The sequence below is a fragment of the Kitasatospora sp. NPDC097691 genome, assembly GCF_040302665.1.
In the GTDB taxonomy this organism is placed as follows: Bacteria; Actinomycetota; Actinomycetes; order Streptomycetales; family Streptomycetaceae; genus Kitasatospora.
On the sequence record NZ_JBEORY010000007.1, the window covers coordinates 185,145 to 204,225 of the forward strand.

The 19,081-nt window shown below is 72.6% G+C and carries 14 protein-coding genes; 2 read left to right on the top strand and 12 right to left on the bottom strand.

Annotated elements, in window-relative coordinates:
- Positions 1-111: 111 nt before the first annotated feature.
- Entirely contained in the window at positions 112-729 is a 618-nt protein-coding gene (locus ABTY56_RS07820) for a GNAT family N-acetyltransferase (RefSeq protein WP_350627468.1), read from the top strand.
- Positions 730-837: 108 nt separating this feature from the next.
- Here ABTY56_RS07820 and trxA read toward each other — a convergent pair whose 3' ends face one another.
- The 7 genes from trxA to ABTY56_RS07855 form a co-directional block, all read right to left on the bottom strand.
- Positions 838-1,164 carry a thioredoxin gene (gene trxA, locus ABTY56_RS07825; protein WP_350627469.1) on the bottom strand — a complete coding sequence of 109 codons (327 nt, stop codon included), beginning with the start codon at positions 1,162-1,164 and terminating at the stop codon, positions 838-840.
- 145 nt (positions 1,165-1,309) lie between these two features.
- On the bottom strand, positions 1,310-2,275 hold the full coding sequence (gene trxB / locus ABTY56_RS07830; protein WP_350627470.1) for a thioredoxin-disulfide reductase: 966 nt from the start codon (positions 2,273-2,275) through the stop codon (positions 1,310-1,312).
- A gap of 173 nt (positions 2,276-2,448) precedes the next feature.
- Positions 2,449-3,462, bottom strand: coding sequence for a hypothetical protein (locus ABTY56_RS07835; RefSeq protein ID WP_350627471.1), 1,014 nt, complete (start codon positions 3,460-3,462; stop codon positions 2,449-2,451).
- Positions 3,459-4,199 (bottom strand): RNA polymerase sigma factor SigM, encoded by a 741-nt coding sequence (gene sigM / locus ABTY56_RS07840; protein ID WP_502893048.1) that lies wholly within the window; start codon positions 4,197-4,199, stop codon positions 3,459-3,461. The genes ABTY56_RS07835 and sigM overlap by 4 nt, the downstream gene beginning before the upstream one ends.
- A 53-nt stretch (positions 4,200-4,252) precedes the next feature.
- A complete protein-coding gene (locus ABTY56_RS07845; protein WP_350627473.1) occupies positions 4,253-6,253 on the bottom strand; it encodes a serine/threonine protein kinase in 2,001 nt (666 codons plus the stop codon).
- 302 nt (positions 6,254-6,555) lie between these two features.
- Positions 6,556-9,051 carry a murein biosynthesis integral membrane protein MurJ gene (gene murJ, locus ABTY56_RS07850; protein ID WP_350627474.1) on the bottom strand — a complete coding sequence of 832 codons (2,496 nt, stop codon included), beginning with the start codon at positions 9,049-9,051 and terminating at the stop codon, positions 6,556-6,558.
- Between the two features lie 58 nt (positions 9,052-9,109).
- On the bottom strand, positions 9,110-11,665 hold the full coding sequence (locus tag ABTY56_RS07855; RefSeq protein ID WP_350627475.1) for a DUF6049 family protein: 2,556 nt from the start codon (positions 11,663-11,665) through the stop codon (positions 9,110-9,112).
- A 403-nt stretch (positions 11,666-12,068) separates the two neighbouring features.
- Here ABTY56_RS07855 and ABTY56_RS07860 point away from each other — a divergent pair, with 403 nt between their 5' ends.
- Positions 12,069-13,475 carry a CCA tRNA nucleotidyltransferase gene (locus tag ABTY56_RS07860; RefSeq protein WP_350627502.1) on the top strand — a complete coding sequence of 469 codons (1,407 nt, stop codon included), beginning with the start codon at positions 12,069-12,071 and terminating at the stop codon, positions 13,473-13,475.
- 105 nt (positions 13,476-13,580) lie between these two features.
- On the opposite strand, the gene ABTY56_RS07865 is transcribed toward ABTY56_RS07860, so the two are convergent.
- From ABTY56_RS07865 to ABTY56_RS07885, 5 genes are all read right to left on the bottom strand, one after another.
- On the bottom strand, positions 13,581-14,618 hold the full coding sequence (locus ABTY56_RS07865; RefSeq protein WP_350627476.1) for an LppU/SCO3897 family protein: 1,038 nt from the start codon (positions 14,616-14,618) through the stop codon (positions 13,581-13,583).
- Between the two features lie 32 nt (positions 14,619-14,650).
- Positions 14,651-15,304, bottom strand: coding sequence for an LppU/SCO3897 family protein (locus ABTY56_RS07870; RefSeq protein WP_350627477.1), 654 nt, complete (start codon positions 15,302-15,304; stop codon positions 14,651-14,653).
- A gap of 108 nt (positions 15,305-15,412) precedes the next feature.
- The gene (locus tag ABTY56_RS07875) at positions 15,413-16,732 is read right to left on the bottom strand and encodes an MFS transporter (protein WP_350627478.1); all 1,320 of its coding nucleotides are present in this window, start codon (positions 16,730-16,732) and stop codon (positions 15,413-15,415) included.
- A gap of 127 nt (positions 16,733-16,859) precedes the next feature.
- Positions 16,860-17,942: an inositol-3-phosphate synthase gene (locus ABTY56_RS07880; protein WP_350627479.1), complete on the bottom strand. Its 1,083-nt coding sequence runs from the start codon at positions 17,940-17,942 to the stop codon at positions 16,860-16,862.
- A gap of 126 nt (positions 17,943-18,068) precedes the next feature.
- Positions 18,069-18,770, bottom strand: coding sequence for a PadR family transcriptional regulator (locus ABTY56_RS07885; protein WP_350627480.1), 702 nt, complete (start codon positions 18,768-18,770; stop codon positions 18,069-18,071).
- Positions 18,771-19,081 lie beyond the last annotated feature (311 nt).

The following is a 19,081-nucleotide window of genomic DNA, read 5'->3' on the forward strand; positions in this document are numbered from 1 at the left end:
CACCGACCCGATGGGTGCATGCTTCACGTGAGCGCTGTTTCACGTGAAACATGCACCCATCGGTGTTCATGGGGGAATGCTCGACCGTGAAGTGGAGGAGGAGGTGCGGGCATGGGACGCCGGATCGCTCCGCTGACGCTGGACAACCTCGGGGACCTGCCGGACGGCTGCCGCTCCTGTGTGTTCTGGGAGCTGGACCCGGTCAGCGCCAAGGCGGCGGTGGAGTCCGGGAAGCCGGAGCTGGAGAAGGAGGGGTGGATCTCCACGGTGCTGCTGGAGTGGGGCTCCTGCGGTCGGATCGTCTACGTGGACGACCGGCCCGCGGGGTTCGTGCTCTACGCGCCGCCCGCCTACGTCCCCCGCTCGCAGTCCTTCCCGACCAGCCCGGTCTCGCCGGACGCCGTCCAGCTGATGGTCAGCCGGGTCCTGCCGGGCTACCAGCGCCAGGGGCTCGGCCGGGTGCTGGTGCAGACGGTGGCCAAGGACCTGATCGGGCGCGGGGTGCGGGCGATCGAGGCCTTCGGCTCGGCCGGCCGGCAGCCGACCGGCTGTGTGCTGCCGGCCGATCACCTGCTCGCGGTCGGCTTCAAGACCGTCCGGCCGCACGCCCGCTACCCGCGTCTGCGGCTGGAGGCGCGGACGACGCTCTCCTGGCGGGGGGACGTGGAGGGGGCGCTGGAGCGGCTGCTCGGCGGCGGGCGCAAGGAGCCGGCCCTGCGACCGTTCTGAGCCTCCCCAGGGCCCGCCTTCCGGCCCGGGGCGGGAAGTGGGACGAAAGACGGCGGCGGGGCTCCCGAGTGGGGAGCCCCGCCGCCGTGTGGTCGACGATCCGACGACCTAGATGAAGCCGTCCAGCTCGCGCAGCAGCGCGGCCTTCGGACGGGCACCGGTGATGGACTTCACCGGCTCGCCGCCCTTGTAGAGGATCAGGGTCGGGATCGAGATGACGCCGTACTGGGCGGCGGTCGCCTGGTTGGCGTCCACGTCGAGCTTGGCGATGGTCAGCTTGTCGGCGTGCTCGGCCGCGATCTCGTCCAGGATCGGGGCGACCTGGCGGCACGGGCCGCACCAGGTGGCCCAGAAGTCGACCAGCACGGGCTTGTCGCTGTCCAGGACGTCGGACTGGAACGTCGCGTCGGTGACGGTGGTGGTTTCGCCGGCCACGGGAACTCCTCGGGTTCGGACGGAGGGGGCGGGGGGAGGGGGTGCTGCCGGGAGAACAACGGGCGGGCCCGTTCTGTTTCTGCCCGGCAGGGGCGGGGGTGTTCCACGGGGGACACCCCCGCGGGGGTGGGTCGGTGGCCCGGGGTCAGACCGCCACGGTGGCGGCCTGGGCCTCCAGGTCGTCCAGCGCGGCGAGGTAGCGCTCGGCGTCCAGGGCGGAGGAGCAGCCGGTGCCGGCGGCGGTGATGGCCTGGCGGTAGGTGTGGTCCACGACGTCGCCGGCGCCGAAGACGCCCGGGATGTTGGTCCGGGTCGAGGGGGCCTCGACCTTGAGGTAGCCCTCGGCGTCGAGGTCCAGCTGGCCCTTGAACAGCTCGGTGCGCGGGTCGTGGCCGATCGCGATGAACAGGCCGGTGACGGCCAGCTCGCGGGTCTCGCCGGTGGTGGTGTCGCGCAGGGTGACACCGGTCAGCTTCGGGTCGCCGTGGATGGCCTCGACCGCGCTGTCCCACTCGAAGCGGATCTTCGGGTCGGCGAAGGCGCGCTCCTGCATCGCCTTGGAGGCGCGCAGGCTGTCGCGGCGGTGGATGATCGTGACGCTCTTGGCGAAGCGGGAGAGGAAGGTCGCCTCCTCCAGGGCGGTGTCACCGCCGCCGACCACCGCGATGTCCTGGTCGCGGAAGAAGAAGCCGTCGCAGGTGGCGCACCAGGAGACGCCGCGCCCGGAGAGCTTGTCCTCGTTCGGCAGGCCGAGCTTGCGGTGCTGGGAGCCGGTGGTGACGATCACGGCACGGGCCTTGTGGACGTTGCCCTCGGAGTCCGTGACGGTCTTGACGTCCCCGGTCAGGTCGACCGCGACGATGTCGTCGGGGACCAGCTCGGCGCCGAAGCGCTCGGCCTGGGCACGCATGTTGTCCATCAGCTCGGGGCCCATGATGCCGTCCCGGAAGCCCGGGAAGTTCTCGACCTCGGTGGTGTTCATCAGCGCACCACCGGCGGTGACGGCCCCCTCGAAGACCAGCGGCTTGAGGGAGGCACGGGCCGTGTAGAGCGCAGCCGTGTACCCGGCCGGGCCGGAACCGATGATGATCACGTTACGGACGTCGCTCACTGCTTCTCCTGGTTCGCATCGCGACCCGCGTTAGCTGCGGGGAGGGCGGTCCTGCTCCGCCGCCCGGGACAACGACTGACCAGTGTCTCGCATTCCCAGGCGGATCAGTACCAGGTGCCCGAACTCCGGAAGCGGCGTGCCGCACTGGGCGTGGATCGCATGGGAACCGCTGGTCAACGGCTGGGAACGCTCTGGTGCAGGACGATCCGGCCGCAGTCGGAGGCGCGCAGGTAGACGTCCACCAGGTCGGGCCGGCCGGGCACCGGGTAGACCAGGACGTCCACCGGGGCGCCGTCGAAGCTGCCCCGGTCGGTGGCCACCGGGACGCCCGGGGCGGGGGCCGGGCAGCTCGGCGAGGCGGCGGGGGAGGACGGAGCCGGGGAGGAGAGCTCCGGCCGGGCGCCCTCGGCGGGCAGGACGCTCTCGGGCCTGGCCTGTCCGGTCGGCTGCAGCCCCGGGGCGGTGGCGGCACCCTCCGAGCGGGCCAGCAACTGCTGGATCTGGGGGGCGAGCAGGTCGGCCCGGTAGACGGTGCCGCCGCTCGCCGTGTGCGGGGTGCGGGCGCTCTGCGCCGCGGCGGCGGTGGTGTCCGCCGGGGCGCCCGCGCTGACCGCCGTGCCGCCGGTCCGGTCGTCGGTGTGGAGCAGCACCGCCCCGCCGATTCCGACGGCGGCCAGGGCGGCGGCGGCACCGAGCAGCAGCGCGAAGCGTCGCCGGGGGCGCGGGCGGCCGGGGCCGGTGGAGGCGGCGGGCCGGGACGGCGGCGCGGTGGACCCCGTGGCGGCGCGGGCGGGCGGAGCGGGGGTGCCGGGCCGGCGGCCGGTGGCGGTGCCGTCCTGCGCGCGCGCCACGGTCGCGCGGCGGTCGCCGGGCGTGGCGTCCGGGGCGTCGGACGCACTGGGGGTGTCGGTGGTGTCGGAGGCTGCCTCGGCCACGGCGCGGGCCAGTGCGGCGTCCAGTCGGGCGGCGACGTCGGCGGGCATCGGCGGGGTCTCGACGGTGCCGAGCAGTTCCTGGACCTCGGCGAGGGCGTCGAGGGTCTCCCGGCACTCGGCGCAGTCGGCCAGGTGCCGGTGCAGCGCCTCGACGGCCCCGGGGGAGTCGATCAGCCCCTCGGAGAGGTCGGCGAGCCGTTCGATCGGCGGGTGGTCCCCGGCGTGGTCGGGGGAGGAGGGGGTGGCGGTCATCGTGTGCTCGCGTCTCCTTCCAGCATCGTCCGACCGGTGCTCGGGCCTGTCCCTCTGACGGCGCGGGGGCCCGTCGGGTTCCCGGGGGTGCCCCGCCCCGGTGGGGCCGAGCCCGGGGTGCCCGGTGTTTCACGTGAAACATCCGGCCCGTCGTCGCTCTCGCGCAGGTGCCGAACCAGCGGGAGCAGCCGGGCCCGGCCGCGCGCGCAGCGGCTCTTCACGGTGCCCACCGGGACGCCCAGCAGCTCGGCGGCCTCGGCGACCGGGTAGCCCTGCATGTCGACCAGGACCAGCGCGGCCCGCTGGTCCGCGGGCAGTTCGCCGAGCGCCGCGGTCACCTCGCGGTGCAGCTCGGCCCGGACCACCGGGGAGTCGGCCGGCTCGGCGGCGCCGACCAGGGTGTCGAGCCGCTGCGGGTCCTCGTCGAGCGGGGTGGTGCGGCGGGTGGCGCTGCGCCGGGCGCGGTCCAGGCAGGCGTTGACCACGATCCGGTGCAGCCAGGTGGTGACGGCCGAGCGGCCCTGGAACCCGGCAGCGGCGCGGAAGGCGGAGACCAGGGCGTCCTGCAGCGCGTCGGCGGCCTCCTCGCGGTCGCCCAGGGTGCGCAGGGCGACCGCCCAGAGGCGGTCGCGGTGGCGGTCCACCAGCAGACCGAAGGCCTCCCGGTCACCGGCGACGTGCCGAGCGAGCAACGCCGCGTCGTCGTCCGTCCGGTCCACGCTGTCCGCCACCGCCACCTCTTCGTCCTCGCCGTGCGCGTGTCGCCCCACGGCCCGCCGCGACCGTCGGGTCAGCCGGTGACCTTCACCTCGGCGACGCGGCCCTGGAACTTGCCCTCGGAATTCTTCGGCAGGCCGGTCAGCCAGATCAAGAGGTAGCGGGTGGTGACCGGGTTGTCCAGGGAGAAGTCGGCCGTGGGGCCGCTCTTCTTGCCGACCACCGCGTAGTCGTTGAGCGGGGCGCCCTTCGGGTTGGCCGCGGCCGCGGCGTTGGGCACCCGGAGCTCCGCCGTGTGGTTCCCGACGAACTGGACGTTCACGGAGTTGACGGGCTGCGGCGAGCCGAGGTCGATCAGCAGTCCGGTACCCGCCTTGTAGAGGTTCGGGGCGAACTGGTCCTCGTACCACTGGGTGATCCACTGCGTGTCGGGCTTGCCGTCGATGGCGTTGGCGAGGGTGTCCTTGCCCTCGGCACCGTCGCCCAGCGGGTTGTACGACTGCGCGTCCTTGATGGCGATCGGCGCCGGGTTGTGGGCGCTGGTCTGCGGGCTGGGCGCGGTGCTGCCGATCGAGGGCAGCGGGGACGCGGTGGCGGCGGCGCCGCCACCGTTGTTGGTGTGGCGCAGGTGGTCGACGAACTGCCACGAGGCGACGCCGATCGCGCCCAGGGCGACCGTCCAGGCGGTGGCCTTGACCACCCGGCGCAGCCGCCGCTTCATCCGCCGGGAGGCGGTCGGCCGGGAGGAGGCGGGCAGCGGGGCGACCGCCGGGTCGGCGACCCGGGTCGGGCTGGGCGCGGTCGGCAGGGCGTGGGTGTTGTGCCGGGGCGGGACGGGGTAGGCGGGCAGCTCCGGCTCGGGCGGGCGGATCCGGGGCATCTGCGCGATCGCCCGGACCAGCTCCTCCGGGGTGGTGATCGGCTCGGCGTGGTGCGGCGGGTGGTCGAACAGGGCCCGCGCGGCCAGCTCGGACAGCCCCTTGTGGACCCCGGCGCGGACCTGGTCCGGCGCGACGTTCTGGAGGCCCTTCGGCAGGCCGCGGAGGTCGTAGCGGTCCTCCGGATACGGCCAGCGGTGGGTGAGCGCGGCGAACAGCAGGGCGCCGATCGCGCGGGTGTCGGTGCGCTGGGCGTCCTCGGTGGCGTCCTCCTGGGACAGCCCGCGCAGGGCGGCGTCCACCGCGATGCCGTTGATCCGGTACTGACCGCTGTCGGTGCGCAGCACACAGCGCGGGGTGAGCCGCAGGTGGGCCTGGCCGCGCCGGTGGGCGGCCGCGACCGCGTCGGCGACCTGGCGGACCATCTGGTACGCCTCGTGCGGCTCCATCGGTCCGTTGGCGAGCAGCCTGGCCAGGTCGGAGGAGTGCGGCAGCCACTCCCGCACGACGACGACCAGTTCGCCCTCCTGGACGGCGTCCAGGACCTGGACGAAGCGCGGGTCGCCGAGCAGGGCGGCGGACTTGGCCGCGGCCAGCACCTTGCGGGCCCGCTGGTGGCCGGAGGCCATCAGGTGGACGCCGACGGCCCGGCGCAGCTTCTCGTCGACGGCACGCCAGCTGCTGAAGGTGTCGGTCTCGGAGATGCACTCCTCCAGCAGGTACCGGTGGCCGATCATGTCGCCGCTACGGTGCTGGGGTGCCGGGAGGGTGCGCGGGAGGGTGGCGGTGTCGCGCGGGTCGACCGTGGGCTGCGGGTCGGTGGGGCGGCGTTTGCCGGGTGCCTGCGCGGGGGCGGGGGCCGGCTTCTTGCGGGCGGAGCCCGCGGCGAGTTCGGCGGCGATCTCCTGGACCGAGAGCGGGGCGGTGATCTCCGAGGTCTCCTCGCTCACGGAGGCCTCCGGGCCCTGTCCGGCGGAGTCCCCGGGAACGTCCCGGTCGGTGTTCCCGTCGACGCCCGCGCGGTTCTTCCCGGCAACGGCGGCAGCGGTGGGGGCGACCTCGCCGTCGACCGCGGAGGCGCGCCCGTCGGTGTCCTTCGCGACGGCGAGCTCGTCGATCGCCGCGGCCAGCGCGGCTTCGTCAGCCGCCGCGTCAGCTGTTGACGTGTCGACGACCGCCTTGGTGCCATCAGCCACCGTGGTCCTGCCTCCCCTTGTGTCGCCCCGGCTGAGAGAGTCGCTGGAGCCCGCGGGTTGGCGGCCCTGTGCTCCAGGACAATTGTGCCCACTCTTCTCCACCGGGTACGACCGCTGAGGGGGCGTCTCGGTTGCCCACCGGTGGAGAGATGTGGTGCAGATAGGACACCGGGTCACCATCCGGCCGCCGGACGGGCCCGGGGCGGCTGGCGGCCCAGCAGTCGGCCGGACGAGCGGCGGAGCTGTCCGCTCCGGTTGACGCCCGGTCAGGGCGCCCGCTCGTCCGGCCGTCGAAAGTGCGGTCAGCGGCCCAGTCGGCCGCGGACCATGCCCAGCATGGCGTTCAGTTCCTCGATCCGCAGGCGCTTCGCGATCAGCACGAAGACCCCGAGCTGCAGGCCGCCGGCCACGACGAGCGAGGCCACACTGCCCGGCCAGCCGCCGAGCACCTGCTGGACCGCCAGGCTGGCGCCGAGGCCGACCAGGGCGGCCGGGACGCAGGCGGCAGCCAGTCGGCTGTACGTCTTGCCGATCCGCTTGGTGTCCAGCCCGCCGATCTTCTTCTTCAGCTTCGGTACGGCCACCATCACCCCGATGGCGTAGGCGAAGCCGTAGCCGAAGGCGATGCCGACCACGGTCCACTGTGCGGGCAGCAGCAGCCAGCACAGCAGCGAGAAGCCGGCCTGGCACACCGCGACCCAGACGGTGTTGGAGAACGGCGTCCGGGTGTCCTCGTAGGCGTAGAAGCCGCGCAGCATCACGTACTGCGCCGAGTACGGGATCAGGCCCAGCGCGAAGGCCGAGAGCATCAGGCCGACGTTGGTGGCGTCGTTCAGGACGGTCTCGTTGCCGCCGACCGCGTAGATCGAACGGCCGATCACCGGTCCGAGTGACAGGAACAGGAACGCCGCCGGGACCACCGCCACCGCGGTGGTGCGCAGACCGTAGGAGATGTCGTCGCGGACGGCTCCGGCGTCGTCGTCGGCGGCCGCCCGGGAGAGCCGGGGGAGCACCGCGCTCATGATCGAGACGGTGATCACGGCCTGCGGCAGCTGCCAGATCAGCAGGGCGTTGGAGAACGCGGCCAGACCGACACCGCCGTGGCCGGCCGCCGAGGCGGCGTCGCCGGCCTTGGTGGACAGCTGGGTGATCACCAGGTAGCCGGCCTGGTTGGCGAGCACGAAGAAGAACGTCCACTTGGCCAGCCGGGCGGCCTTGCCCAGGCCGTGGCCGCGCCAGTCGAAGCGGGGCCGGAAGTGGAAGTCGGCCGCCCGCAGGTACGGGATCATCGCCAGCGACTGGACGACCAGGCCGATCAGGGTGCCGAGGCCGAGCAGCCGGACGCCCTCGGGCGAGATGGACTCCGGGGTGACGTGGGTGGTGCCGAAGCCGCCGTAGACCCAGACGTAGGCGGAGAAGGTGAAGATCACCACGATGTTGTTCAGGACCGGGGTCCACATCATCGCGCCGAACCGGCCGCGGGCGTTGAGGACCTGGCCCATCACCACGTGGATGCCCATGAAGAAGATGGTCGGCAGGCAGTAGCGGGCCATCGCGACCGTGGTCTCGGCGCGCTCCGGGTTCGCCATCATCGGGTCGGCGATCAGCCGGACCAGGACGGGCGCCCCGAGCACCGCGAGGAACACCACGCCGCCGAGCCCGACCATCACCAGCGTGAGCAGCCGACTGGCGTAGGCGGTGCCGCCGTCCTCGTCGTTCTTCATGCTGCGCACCAGCTGCGGTACGAAGACCGCGTTCAGCGCGCCGCCGCCGATCAGGATGTAGAGCAGGGTCGGCAGGGTGTTCGCCGCGTTGTACGAGTCACCCATCACGCTGACGCCGATGGCCGCGGTGATCACCATGGTCCGGACGAAGCCGGTGCCGCGGGAGACCAGCGTGCCGGCCGCCATGATCGCGCTGGAGTTCAGCAGGCTCGCGACCTTGCCGCCCCCGCCGGCCGCTGCGGGTTCCGGCTGTGCGGTGTGCTCCTCGGTGGCGAGGTCCGCCAGCGGCTCGACCGCCGGGGGCACCGCGACGGCGGCCACCTGCATGGTGGCCTCCTCCTCGGAGAGCGGCGGGTCGAACTCGATCGGCGGCACGAAGGGGCGCTGCCCGTCCGGACCGCCGTGCTGCTGCCGGTGTCCCGGGTAGCCGCCCGCCGGCGGGTACGGCGCGGGGCCGCCCGGCGGCACGGGCGCGCCGGGCGGTACGGGCGCGCCGGGCGGTACGGCTCCGGGCACGCCCTGCTGGGCGGCCTGCGCGGCCTGCGGGGCCTGCGGCGGGGCCGGGGCCTGCGCCTGGCGGTTGCCGAAGAGCGCCTCCACCCCGACGTACTCGGTGGTCTCGGTGTCCCAGGCGGAGTGCGCCGGGCCGGGCTCCCACTGCTGCTGCCCGGCACCGCCCCAGTGGCCGCCAGCCGGAGCCGGAGCCGGAGCCGGAGTCGCCTCCGGCTGCCACTCGGCCTGCGGCGGGGTGTCCCAGCCGGGCTGCACCGGCGGCACCGGCGGCGAGAACTGGTCCGCCGCCGGGTACGGGGTCGGCGGCACCGGCGTGGGGTAGCCGCCGCCCTGCGGCGGCAGCTGCGGCGGCACGTCGTACGCGGCGGCCTGCTGCTGCGCGGCCGGCCGACCGGCCCGCAGACCGTACGGGTCCTGGCCGTCCTGCTGGGACCCGTACGCGTCGGCCGCGTACGGGTCCTGGGCGTAGGTGTCGGCCACGTACCAGTCGCCGGACGGCGACTCGGCACCCGGCCGGCTCTCACCGCGGCCCGGCGGCCGCTCCTCGCTGCGCCCGGTCATGTCACCTCTTCGCTGTCGTGGGGGGAGGCCGGCCCGGCGTCACGGGGGGTCGGCGGTATCAAGGACCAACCTTCTCATCACTGGCGGCCCGATCCCGGCCATCCGGGCTGCTGGCGCGCGGTGTCTGCGCGGGACCCTCACCAGCGGCATCGTCCGCCGGCCCGTCCCCGTCGGACCCGCCGATCCCGCCGGACCCACCGGACCCGTCGGACCCGTCGGACCCGGTGTCCCCGCTCGCCTCGTCCGCCGTCGGCTCCTCGGCCGCGGCGCCGTCCGTCGCCGGGGCGTCCCCGACCGGCTGGTCGCCGTCCTGGTGCGGCTGACCGCCCCGCCGCTTGCGCTGGCGCATGAAGCGCACCGCGGCCAGCAGCAGCAGGAGGCCGGCGCCCGCGAAGACGTACAGCACTCCGTTGGTCACCGAGGTCACCTCGACCGTGAACGTCCGGGCCTCGCCGTACGCTCGCGGGTTGGGGCCGGTGGTCCACAGCTGGGCGGTCATCTGGACCGGCCCGTTGTTGTGGGCCTCGGCCTGGAACCGGAGGGTGGCGCTCTGCGAGGCCGGGAGGACCAGGTCCTCCGCCTTGCTCACCCGCAGCCTGTTCGGCTGGAGCGAGGTGAGGACCAGCTTCAGGTTGGTGACCGTCTGGGTCAGGTCGTTGCGGACGCTGACCTGCAGCAGGCCGGTGTCGCCGGCCAGCGTGACCGAGGTCTTCTCCGGCACCTGGACGGCCTTGGTCAGTTCCTTCAGGTACTGCGTGACGCCCGTGCGGTAGGCACCGCCGGCCGGGGCCTGGGTGCGCCACTCGGTGGACAGCGATCGGACCATGGCGGCGTTGAACGGCCCGCGCACCCGCTGCGGCAGGGTGAGCACCCGCATCAGCGTGTCCAGGTCGTACTGGATGCGGTTGGTGCTGTCCAGGTCGGTCGCCGTCAGCTCCGAGGCGCGGGCCTGGGTCGGGTAGTCGGTGGCCGCCGGGACGCCGGTGTTGGCCTTCTCGTCGGGCGACGACTGCGCCACCGCGTCCAGCTTGACCGGGGCGATCCACTTGCCGGACGCCTGCTGCAGGGCGTTCGCCAGCACCTTGGCGGTGGCGACGCTCAGCTCGCGCGGCGGCATGATCAGCAGACCGCGCTGGTTCTGCGGCTGCTCGTGGGTGATCGCGAAGGTCTCGGCGAGGAAGCGCTGGGTCGACTCGGTCTGGTCCTTCGCGGAGGTCAGGTCCCTCTGGAAGAGCCCGGAGACCGTCTCGTCGGCGACCACGGCGTTCTGCCCGTTGCCGATCGGGCGCGCCGCGGTCGGGGTGTAGTTCAGCGCGTCCGGCTCCGGCATGCTCGCCCCGTTGGCCAGCACCAGGCCGCTGCCCGCCTGCTGGGCGAGGGCGGCGATCTGCTGGTCGACGTAGCCCTGGTAGGGCCAGGCGACGTCGGAGCGGGTGTCCACGGAGAGCCGGCCCTCGACGGTCAGCCGACCGGCCGTGGCCGCCTTGTTCAGCGCCGTGGGCATGCCGGGCAGGTCGGCGCCGTTGTGCGCGATCGAGGCGATGTCCGGGTCGGCGTACGGCAGCGCCACCACCTGGGTGTCCGGCTTGGCGACGGCGCCCCGCAGCTTGTCCAGCCAGGCGGCGGCGGCCGCCGAGCCGTTGCGCGTGACGGTGTTGTCGTCCCTGGCCGGCTTGCCAGCGGACTCGGTGCCCGGGTTCTGCACCCGGTACGGCTTGGTCATCGCGAACGCGGCGTCCAGCAGGTCCGGGTCGACCACCCAGGTCAGCCCGGGCAGCTTGGCGCCGGTGTCGACCAGCTCGTACAGCCGGCCGCCCGGGGCGAACTCGGCGGCCAGGCTGTCGTCACGCAGCACCGGGACGGACTGCTCGTTGTCGGCGACGGTCTGTGCGGCCAGCACCGGCGCGTGCACCAGCGGCCACAGCGTGGTGACCTTCGTCGGCTGCGCCTCGGCGCCGCCCGGGTTGTACGGCAGGAAGCTCCGGGCGATGCCCAGGGCACGGTCGTGCCCGTTGTCGGCGGTCGAGCCCCAGGCGTCCACGGCGAGCTCGTACACGCCGCTCGACGACAGCCCGAGGTCGTTCACCGCGACGCTCAGGGTGTACGGCAGGGTCTGGCCCGGGTTGAGCTCCGGCAGGGCGTACTGCGGGCTGTCCAGCTCGACGCCGTCCCGCTCGATCGGCGTGGTGCGGCCGGCCACGTTGGCCAGGTCGCTGCGCCGGTCCAGCGGCCTGCCGGAGTACGGCTTGCGGACGGCCGCGTGGGCGCCCTTGAGCGCGGACCGGCCGGCGTTGGTCACGTGCCCGGTGATCGTCACGGTGCCGTTGGGCACGGCCACCTGCGGGGCCAGCGACTCGATGGTCAGGACCACCGGGTACTCGGCCGAGGCGGTGGAGTCGGCGGTCGGGTGGGTGTCCCCGCCGGCCGGGCGGGTGTTCCCGCCGGCCGGCAGCGCACCGGCCGGGGCGGCCGTGAAGAGGGTCAGGGCGGCCGCGCAGGCGGCGGCGAGGCGCAGGCCCGCCCGGCGGACCGGATGACGTCCCCCGGCGGGGCGTTCGGCCCGTCCAGGCTGTCGGTGCGCCCCCAGGCCCGAGTGCCGTGCCGGCTCACTCACTCGCTTCGCCCTCGCCGTTCTCGATCGCTGCTGATGCTGTTCGTCCCGTCCGGCGCGGTCCGCCCGACGGTGTTCGCTTGGAACTCTTGAAATTCTTGAAACGCTTGAACTGTTCGCCCGACGCCGTCGCCGCACCGCTTCCGCGGGAGTTCCGCGGGCCGTGGCGGCACGCGACACCGCATCCCCTGTCCGGTGCCCGAGACTCGTCCACCGGCATGGTAACGATGCAGCCTGCGGTGCAGTGTTGCGGGCTGTGGGGTGAGACGCCCAAAACGCGCGGGCGGTTGACCTTCCGGGGCACGTACCCTTGTGAGCCGTGTCCACTGCCAATGAGCCCACCACGCGCACCGACCGTCCGAGCACCGCCGTCCGGGCCGTACCAGGCCTGAGCGAGGCCCAGACCATGGGTCTGCAAGAGCTGCTGCGGGTGTCGCCGGTCGCCGACGAGATCGCCCGCCGCTTCCAGGCGGCCGGTCACCGGCTGGCGCTGGTCGGCGGCTCCGTCCGGGACGCGCTGCTCGGTCGGCTCGGCAACGACCTGGACTTCACCACCGACGCCCGCCCGCAGCAGGTGCTCAAGCTGGTCAAGGGCTGGGCGGACGCGGTCTGGGACGTCGGCATCGCCTTCGGCACGGTCGGCGCCCGCAAGGACACCGCCGAGGGCTCGTTCCTGATCGAGATCACCACCTACCGCTCCGAGGCCTACGACCGTACCTCCCGCAAGCCCGAGGTGACGTACGGCGAGACCATCGAGGAGGACCTGGTCCGCCGCGACTTCACGGTCAACGCGATGGCCGTCGACCTGCCCGGCCGCGGCTTCGTCGACCCGCACCGCGGCCTGGAGGACCTGGAGGCCCGGGTGCTGCGCACCCCCGCCACCCCCGAGGAGTCCTTCTCCGACGACCCGCTGCGGATGATGCGGGCCGCCCGCTTCGCCGCCCAGCTCGACTTCGACCCGGCGCCCGAGGTGGTCGCCGCGATGACCGCGATGGCCGAGCGGATCACCATCGTCTCGGCCGAGCGGGTCCAGGCCGAGCTGAACAAGCTGCTGCTGGCCAAGCACCCGGTGAAGGGCCTGCGGCTGCTGGTCGACACCGGCCTGGCGGGGTACGTGCTGCCCGAGCTGCCCGCCCTGCGGCTGGAGCGCGACGAGCACCACCGGCACAAGGACGTCTACGAGCACTCGCTGACCGTCCTGGAGCAGGCCATCGACCTGGAGCAGGACGGCCCGGACCTCGCCCTGCGGCTGGCCGCGCTGCTGCACGACATCGGCAAGCCGCGCACCCGCCGCTTCGAGTCGGACGGCCGGGTCTCCTTCCACCACCACGAGGTGGTCGGCGCCAAGATGACCCGCAAGCGGATGCGCGAGCTGAAGTACTCCAAGGAGCTCACCGAGGACGTCTCGCGCCTGGTCGAGCTGCACCTGCGCTTCCACGGCTACGGCGGCGGCGAGTGGACCGACTCCGCGGTGCGCCGCTACGTCACCGACGCCGGGCCGCTGCTGGAGCGCCTGCACAAGCTGACCCGCTCCGACTGCACCACCCGCAACAAGAAGAAGGCGGCCACCCTCGCGCGCACCTACGACGGCCTGGAGAAGCGGATCTCCGAGCTGAAGGCGCAGGAGGAGCTGGACGCCGTCCGCCCGGCCCTGGACGGCAACCAGATCATGGAGCTGCTCGCCCTCAAGCCCGGCCCGCAGGTCGGCAAGGCGTACAAGCACATGCTCGAACTCCGACTGGAGCACGGCCCGATGGAGCACGACGAGGCGGTCGCGGCGCTGCGCGCCTGGTGGGCCGAGCAGCAGGGCTGACACCGGCCGCGGCTTCCGGCACGACGCGAGGGGTGGTCCCGGCACCGGGCCGGGGCCACCCCTCGCGCGTGCGGCGGGCCGCCTGAACTGCCTGAACCGCCCGAACTACTTGAGCTTCTTGAGGCAGAGCACGTAGTTCAGGGACGGGAAGTTGGTGTAGGTGCGGGTGTACCAGCTGTCCGCCTTCGACTGCTTCTCGCAGACCTTCTCGTCGGACGTGGCGAGGTACTTGTAGATCACCTTGTACTGGGCCTTGGCGTCGGTGCAGGGCAGGACCGAGACCTTCGGGTGGGTGTCGGTGGTCTCGCCGGCCGGGCCGTTCTCGTTGTGCAGGCAGTCGCCCGCCTTGGCCTGGTCCACGCTGTCGGTGTCGTCGGTCGGGGTGGTGACCGGCGGCAGGGTGATGCTCGGCACCGCCGGCATCGTGAAGGTCGGCGAGGGGAAGGCCGGCGGCGGCGAGGGCGTGAAGGTGAAGGTCGAGGCCGACGGCGAGGGCGAGGGCGCCGCGATGATCGGGTCGGACGGGTCGTCGTGCTTCGCCGGGCCGAGCACGCCGGTGGCGGCCAGGACGAGGGTGACCGCCAGCGAGACCGGCACCAGCAGCATCGCGATGTGCGGGCGGCGGGTCAGCGGGACGCCCGGGTTCAGCTGCGGGCCGTGGCTGCCCGGGACGGGCGGCTGCAGCTGCTTGAACCGGTTGTGCGGGCCGAGGTTCATCAGCAGCGTGATCGGGGTCAGCAGCCACGACACCAGGCTCCACCAGCCCTGGACCAGCGTCCGGGCGGACATGTCGCGCACGGTGGCCGTGCCGCAGGTGTGGCAGAACGGGCCGGACATCCGCAGCATCCGGTAGGCCACGATCAGGCCCTGGTGGCCGCGGACGGTGGCGTTCACCGCCGGGTAGCCGCCGCAGAACCGGCAGGTCAGGCCGTCGGCCGGGCCCTGCGGCGGGTACCCGTAGCCGTAGCCGGCCGGGGGCTGCTGGTAGCCGTACGGCTGCTCCGGCGGCGGGGCGCTCGGGTAGCCGTAGCCGGGCTGGCCGGGCGGCGGGGGCGGCGCGCCGTAGCCACCGCCGGAGGAGTAGGGGTTGCCGTCGCCCGGGGGCGGACCGTACGGCATCTGGGGCGGAGGCGGAACGGACAAGTGGTCCCCCGGGGACGGAGTGGCGGAAGGGTTCAGGACTTCTTCACCGGCGGGACGCCGGTGGAGGCGGGTGTCATCGGGCCGAGGCAGAGCACGTACCGCTTCTTGTTCCAGCGGCGGCCGCTCTTGCCCGAGACGGCGCTCGTGGTCTGCGGCGTCTGCTTGCACCGGTTCACGTCGGTGGTGCCTTCGAACTTCGACAGTACGCGGTAATTCGCTTTGGAATCCGTGCACTTGACGATGTCGACATCACGGGAGCCGCTCACCCGCACACAGTCGCCGGGCTTGGCGCTGCTGACGCTCGGCCCGGCGACGAAGTACCCGACCGCCAGGGCTATGCCGCCGCCGACCAGGCCCACGGCCTTCAGCTTGGACTTGGTGCCGAGCTTCTTCGCGGGGGCGCTCGGCGCTGCGGTCGCGGGCTGCGGGTAGCCGTACGCCCCGGCGGGCGGCTGCTGTCCGTACGGCGCCTGCCCGTACGGAGACTGTCCGGGCGGCTGTTGGCCGTACGGCTGCTGTCCGTACGACGGCGGCGCTCCGTAGCCGGCCGGGGCGGGCCGCGCGGGCTGCCCGTAGCCGGGCGGAGGTCCGTACGGCGTGGCAGGAGGGGGGACGGGCGCACCGTACGGCTGCGCGACGGGCGGCCCCGGCTGTGGCGGCCCGTACGGGTTGGGCGGTGTGCTCATCAGTTCGTCCCCCGAGACAGAGTGCTGTCGCTCCGACAGGTCTGACACCTTAGCGACTCGCTCGGACGCCATCGGTCCCGAGCCCCGGGGGATCCGGTGGGGAGCAGGTCAGGGGAGCGGGCGGCGGCGGGCGGCGCGCAGGTAGACGGCCGCCGTGACGGCGTACACCGCGGCGACCCCGACGACCACCGTGCCGGAGCGGCCGGACAACGGCAGCACCAGTGCGGTGACCATGGCGGCGGCCACGAAGGCGACGTTGAACAGCACGTCGTAGATGGCGAAGACCCGGCCGCGGTACTCGTCCTCGACCGTCTCCTGCACGACGGTGTCGGCGCAGATCTTGGTGCCCTGGGTGACCACCCCGAGCAGCAGGGCGGCGATCAGGCACGGCACCAGGGTGAAGCTCAGGCCGAGTGCCGGGACGAAGACCACCGGGGCGACCAGGCAGGCCGTCATCCAGCCGGTCAGGCCGAGCTTCCGGGTGCACCAGGGGCTGACCACGGCGGCGACGAAGAACCCGGCGGCGGAGAGGCCGACCGCCTGGCCGAGGGTGACCAGGCCGGCCGCGCTGTCGGCCGGGTCGTTGAAGGTGTACCGGGCGAGCATCACCACGACCACGATCAGCACGCCGTAGCAGAAGCGGGCCGCGGTGACCGCGGCCAGCGCGTGTACGGCGGGCCGGCAGTCCCGCACCAGATGGCGCACCGCGGCGCCGAGCTCGACGGCGGCCCGGAGCAGCGCCTGGCCGAGCGCCGGGCGGTCGGCGTGCTGGTCCGGGCCGAGCAGGTCGCGGTCCATCCGACGGGCGGCCAACGCGGCCGACAGGTAGAGCAGCGAGGCGACCGTGACCAGCGCGGCGTCCGCCTTCGGACCGGGACTCATCACCTGGTGCAGCGCGAAGCCGATGCCCCCGCCCGAGGCGGCGGCGACCGTCCCGAGAGTGGGGGAGAGCGCGTTGGCAGTGACCAGCTGGTCCTGCTCCACCACCCGGGGCAGGGCGGCGGACAGGCCGGCCAGAATGAACCGGTTGAGCGCGGTGACCAGCAGGGCCGACGCGAAGAACAGCCAGGTCGGCGCCTCGGCCAGGAGCAGCGCTCCGGTGCCCAGGCCCAGTCCGAAGCGGGCGAGATTGCCGAAGTACAGCACCTGGCGGCGGCGCCAGCGGTCCAGCAGCACCCCGGCGAACGGGCCGATCACCGAGAAGGGCAGCAGCATCACGGCCAGCACCGAGGCGATGTCGGCGGGGGAGGACTGCTTCTCCGGGGAGAACACCACGTAGGCGGCGAGCGAGACCTGGAAGACGCCGTCCGAGAGTTGGGAGAGCACCCGGGCGGTCAGCAGCCGCCGGAAGTCGCGGCCCCGGAGGAGGTCGAGGAGCGTGGCGCGGTGCGCGGGCTGGTGGGTGCTGCCGTTCTCGGTGATCGCCACCCGCCCAGAGTGCCATGGAACCGGTGGCTGTTTCACGTGAAACATTGGCCGGGAAAAGGTGAAGGGCCCACGATCCGGTGATCGTGGGCCCTTCCGAGGAGCTATCGAGCGGTCAGCTGCTCGGTGCTCAGCGCTCGACCTCGCCGCGGATGAACTTCTCGACGTTCTCCTTGGCCTCGTCGTCGAAGTACTGGACCGGCGGGGACTTCATGAAGTACGAGGAGGCCGACAGGATCGGGCCACCGATGCCGCGGTCCTTGGCGATCTTCGCGGCGCGCACCGCGTCGATGATGACACCGGCGGAGTTCGGGGAGTCCCAGACCTCCAGCTTGTACTCCAGGTTCAGCGGGACGTCGCCGAACGCGCGACCCTCGAGGCGGACGTAGGCCCACTTGCGGTCGTCCAGCCACGCCACGTAGTCCGAGGGACCGATGTGGACGTTCTTGGCGCCCAGCTCGCGGTCGCGGATCTGCGAGGTGACGGCCTGGGTCTTGGAGATCTTCTTGGACTCCAGGCGCTCGCGCTCCAGCATGTTCTTGAAGTCCATGTTGCCGCCGACGTTCAGCTGCATGGTGCGCTCGAGGATGACACCGCGGTCCTCGAACAGCTTGGCCATCACGCGGTGCGTGATGGTGGCGCCGACCTGGGACTTGATGTCGTCACCGACGATCGGCACGCCGGCCTCGGTGAACTTGTCCGCCCACTCCTTGGTGCCCGCGATGAACACCGGCAGGGCGTTCACGAAGGCGACCTTGGCGTCGATGGCGCACTGGGCGTAGAACTTGGCGGCCTTCTCGGAGCCCACCGGCAGGTAGCAGACCAGGACGTCGACCTGCTGGTCCTTGAGGACCTGGACGACGTCGACCGGGGCCTCGTCGGACTCCTCGATGGTCTCCAGGTAGTACTTGCCCAGGCCGTCGAGGGTGTGACCGCGCTGGACGGTGACGCCGGTCGGCGGCACGTCGCAGATCTTGATGGTGTTGTTCTCGCTGTTGCCGATGGCGTCGGCCAGGTCGAAGCCGACCTTCTTGGCGTCGACGTCGAAGGCGGCGACGAACTCCACGTCACGGACGTGGTAGTCACCGAACTGGACGTGCATCAGCCCGGGGACCTTGCCGGCCGGGTCGGCGTCCTTGTAGTACTCGACACCCTGCACCAGCGACGCGGCGCAGTTGCCCACGCCCACGATGGCTACGCGAACCGAACCCATTTCCGGTTGCTCCCTGTGATCTCATGAGGACCGCCGGGACCGGCGGAACTCGTCCTGCTTCTTCGATGACTGCTTGTAGGGCGCGAGGCGCCCACTCCTGCCGCGCGGCACAGGGCTGGCGCGGTGTCAGCGCTCCTGGGCGGAGCGCCCCGGGCGGTCGTACGGTGGCCCGGACGGGTCCGAGGACCCGGTCTCCTGGCCACGGCCGTCCGAAGTCTTGTGGGGTACGGCGGTGGAGTCGCCGCCGGTGGCGGGACCGGTCCGGCCGGTGCGGTTGGACCGCTCGGTCTCGATCAGCTCGTTGAGCCAGCGGACCTCGCGCTCCACCGACTCCAGTCCGTGCCGCTGGAGTTCGACGGTGTAGTCGTCGAACCGCTCGCGGGCACGGGCGAGCGAGTTGCGCATCCGCTCCAGGCGCTCCTCCAGCCGGCTGCGGCGCCCCTCCAGGACGCGCATCCGGACGGCCCGGTCGGTCTGGCCGAAGAACGCGAAGTGGACGCCGAAGTGCTCGTCCTCCCAGGCGTCCGGGCCGGAGTCGGCGAGCAGCTCCTCGAAGCGCTGCTTCCCCTCGGCGGAGAGCCGGTAGACGATCTTGGATCGCTTGCCGTTGAGGGCGGTGGCCGGGACGTACTCGACGTCCGGGTTGTCCTCGACCAGGAAACCCTGGGCGACCAGGCTCTTCAGACAGGGGTAGAGCGTTCCGTAGGAGAGTGCCCGGAACGTGCCGAGCAGGATGTTGAGCCGCTTTCGCAGCTCGTAGCCGTGCATCGGAGCGTCATGGAGCAGGCCGAGAACGGCGAACTCCAGCACTCCTGAGCGCCTGCCCACTGCCGTGGTCCTCCTCCCTCTCGGCTCTCGTCCGGCCGCTGCATCCGGCGGTATTCCGCTTCGATGTATCGGCTCGATATATCGAGAACAGTAAACCCGACCCCCGGAACGGGCAAGGGGGGCACGCGTGAATGTGATCACAAGGCGACGCGCGGGTGAGCTTGGCAACGGGCGTGTAATGATCTGTCGCCGTTTTGTGGTTATTGGCGACTGATGCCCGATTAGTTGTATTTCCGTGCTGCGTACGCTGTCGCGTGTGCACGAGGACCACCTCCGGGAGTCAGGGCGGTTGGCGGGCATCGGACGTGAAC

Excerpts from the sequence above, each read along its gene's own strand:
- ABTY56_RS07820 (WP_350627468.1), top strand. The coding sequence starts at position 112 with ATGGGACGCCGGATCGCTCCGCTGACGCTGGACAACCTCGGGGACCTG.
- ABTY56_RS07835 (WP_350627471.1), bottom strand. The coding sequence starts at position 3,462 with ATGACCGCCACCCCCTCCTCCCCCGACCACGCCGGGGACCACCCGCCG.
- murJ (WP_350627474.1), bottom strand. The coding sequence starts at position 9,051 with ATGACCGGGCGCAGCGAGGAGCGGCCGCCGGGCCGCGGTGAGAGCCGG.
- ABTY56_RS07860 (WP_350627502.1), top strand. The coding sequence starts at position 12,069 with ATGGGTCTGCAAGAGCTGCTGCGGGTGTCGCCGGTCGCCGACGAGATC.
- ABTY56_RS07870 (WP_350627477.1), bottom strand. The coding sequence starts at position 15,304 with ATGAGCACACCGCCCAACCCGTACGGGCCGCCACAGCCGGGGCCGCCC.
- ABTY56_RS07880 (WP_350627479.1), bottom strand. The coding sequence starts at position 17,942 with ATGGGTTCGGTTCGCGTAGCCATCGTGGGCGTGGGCAACTGCGCCGCG.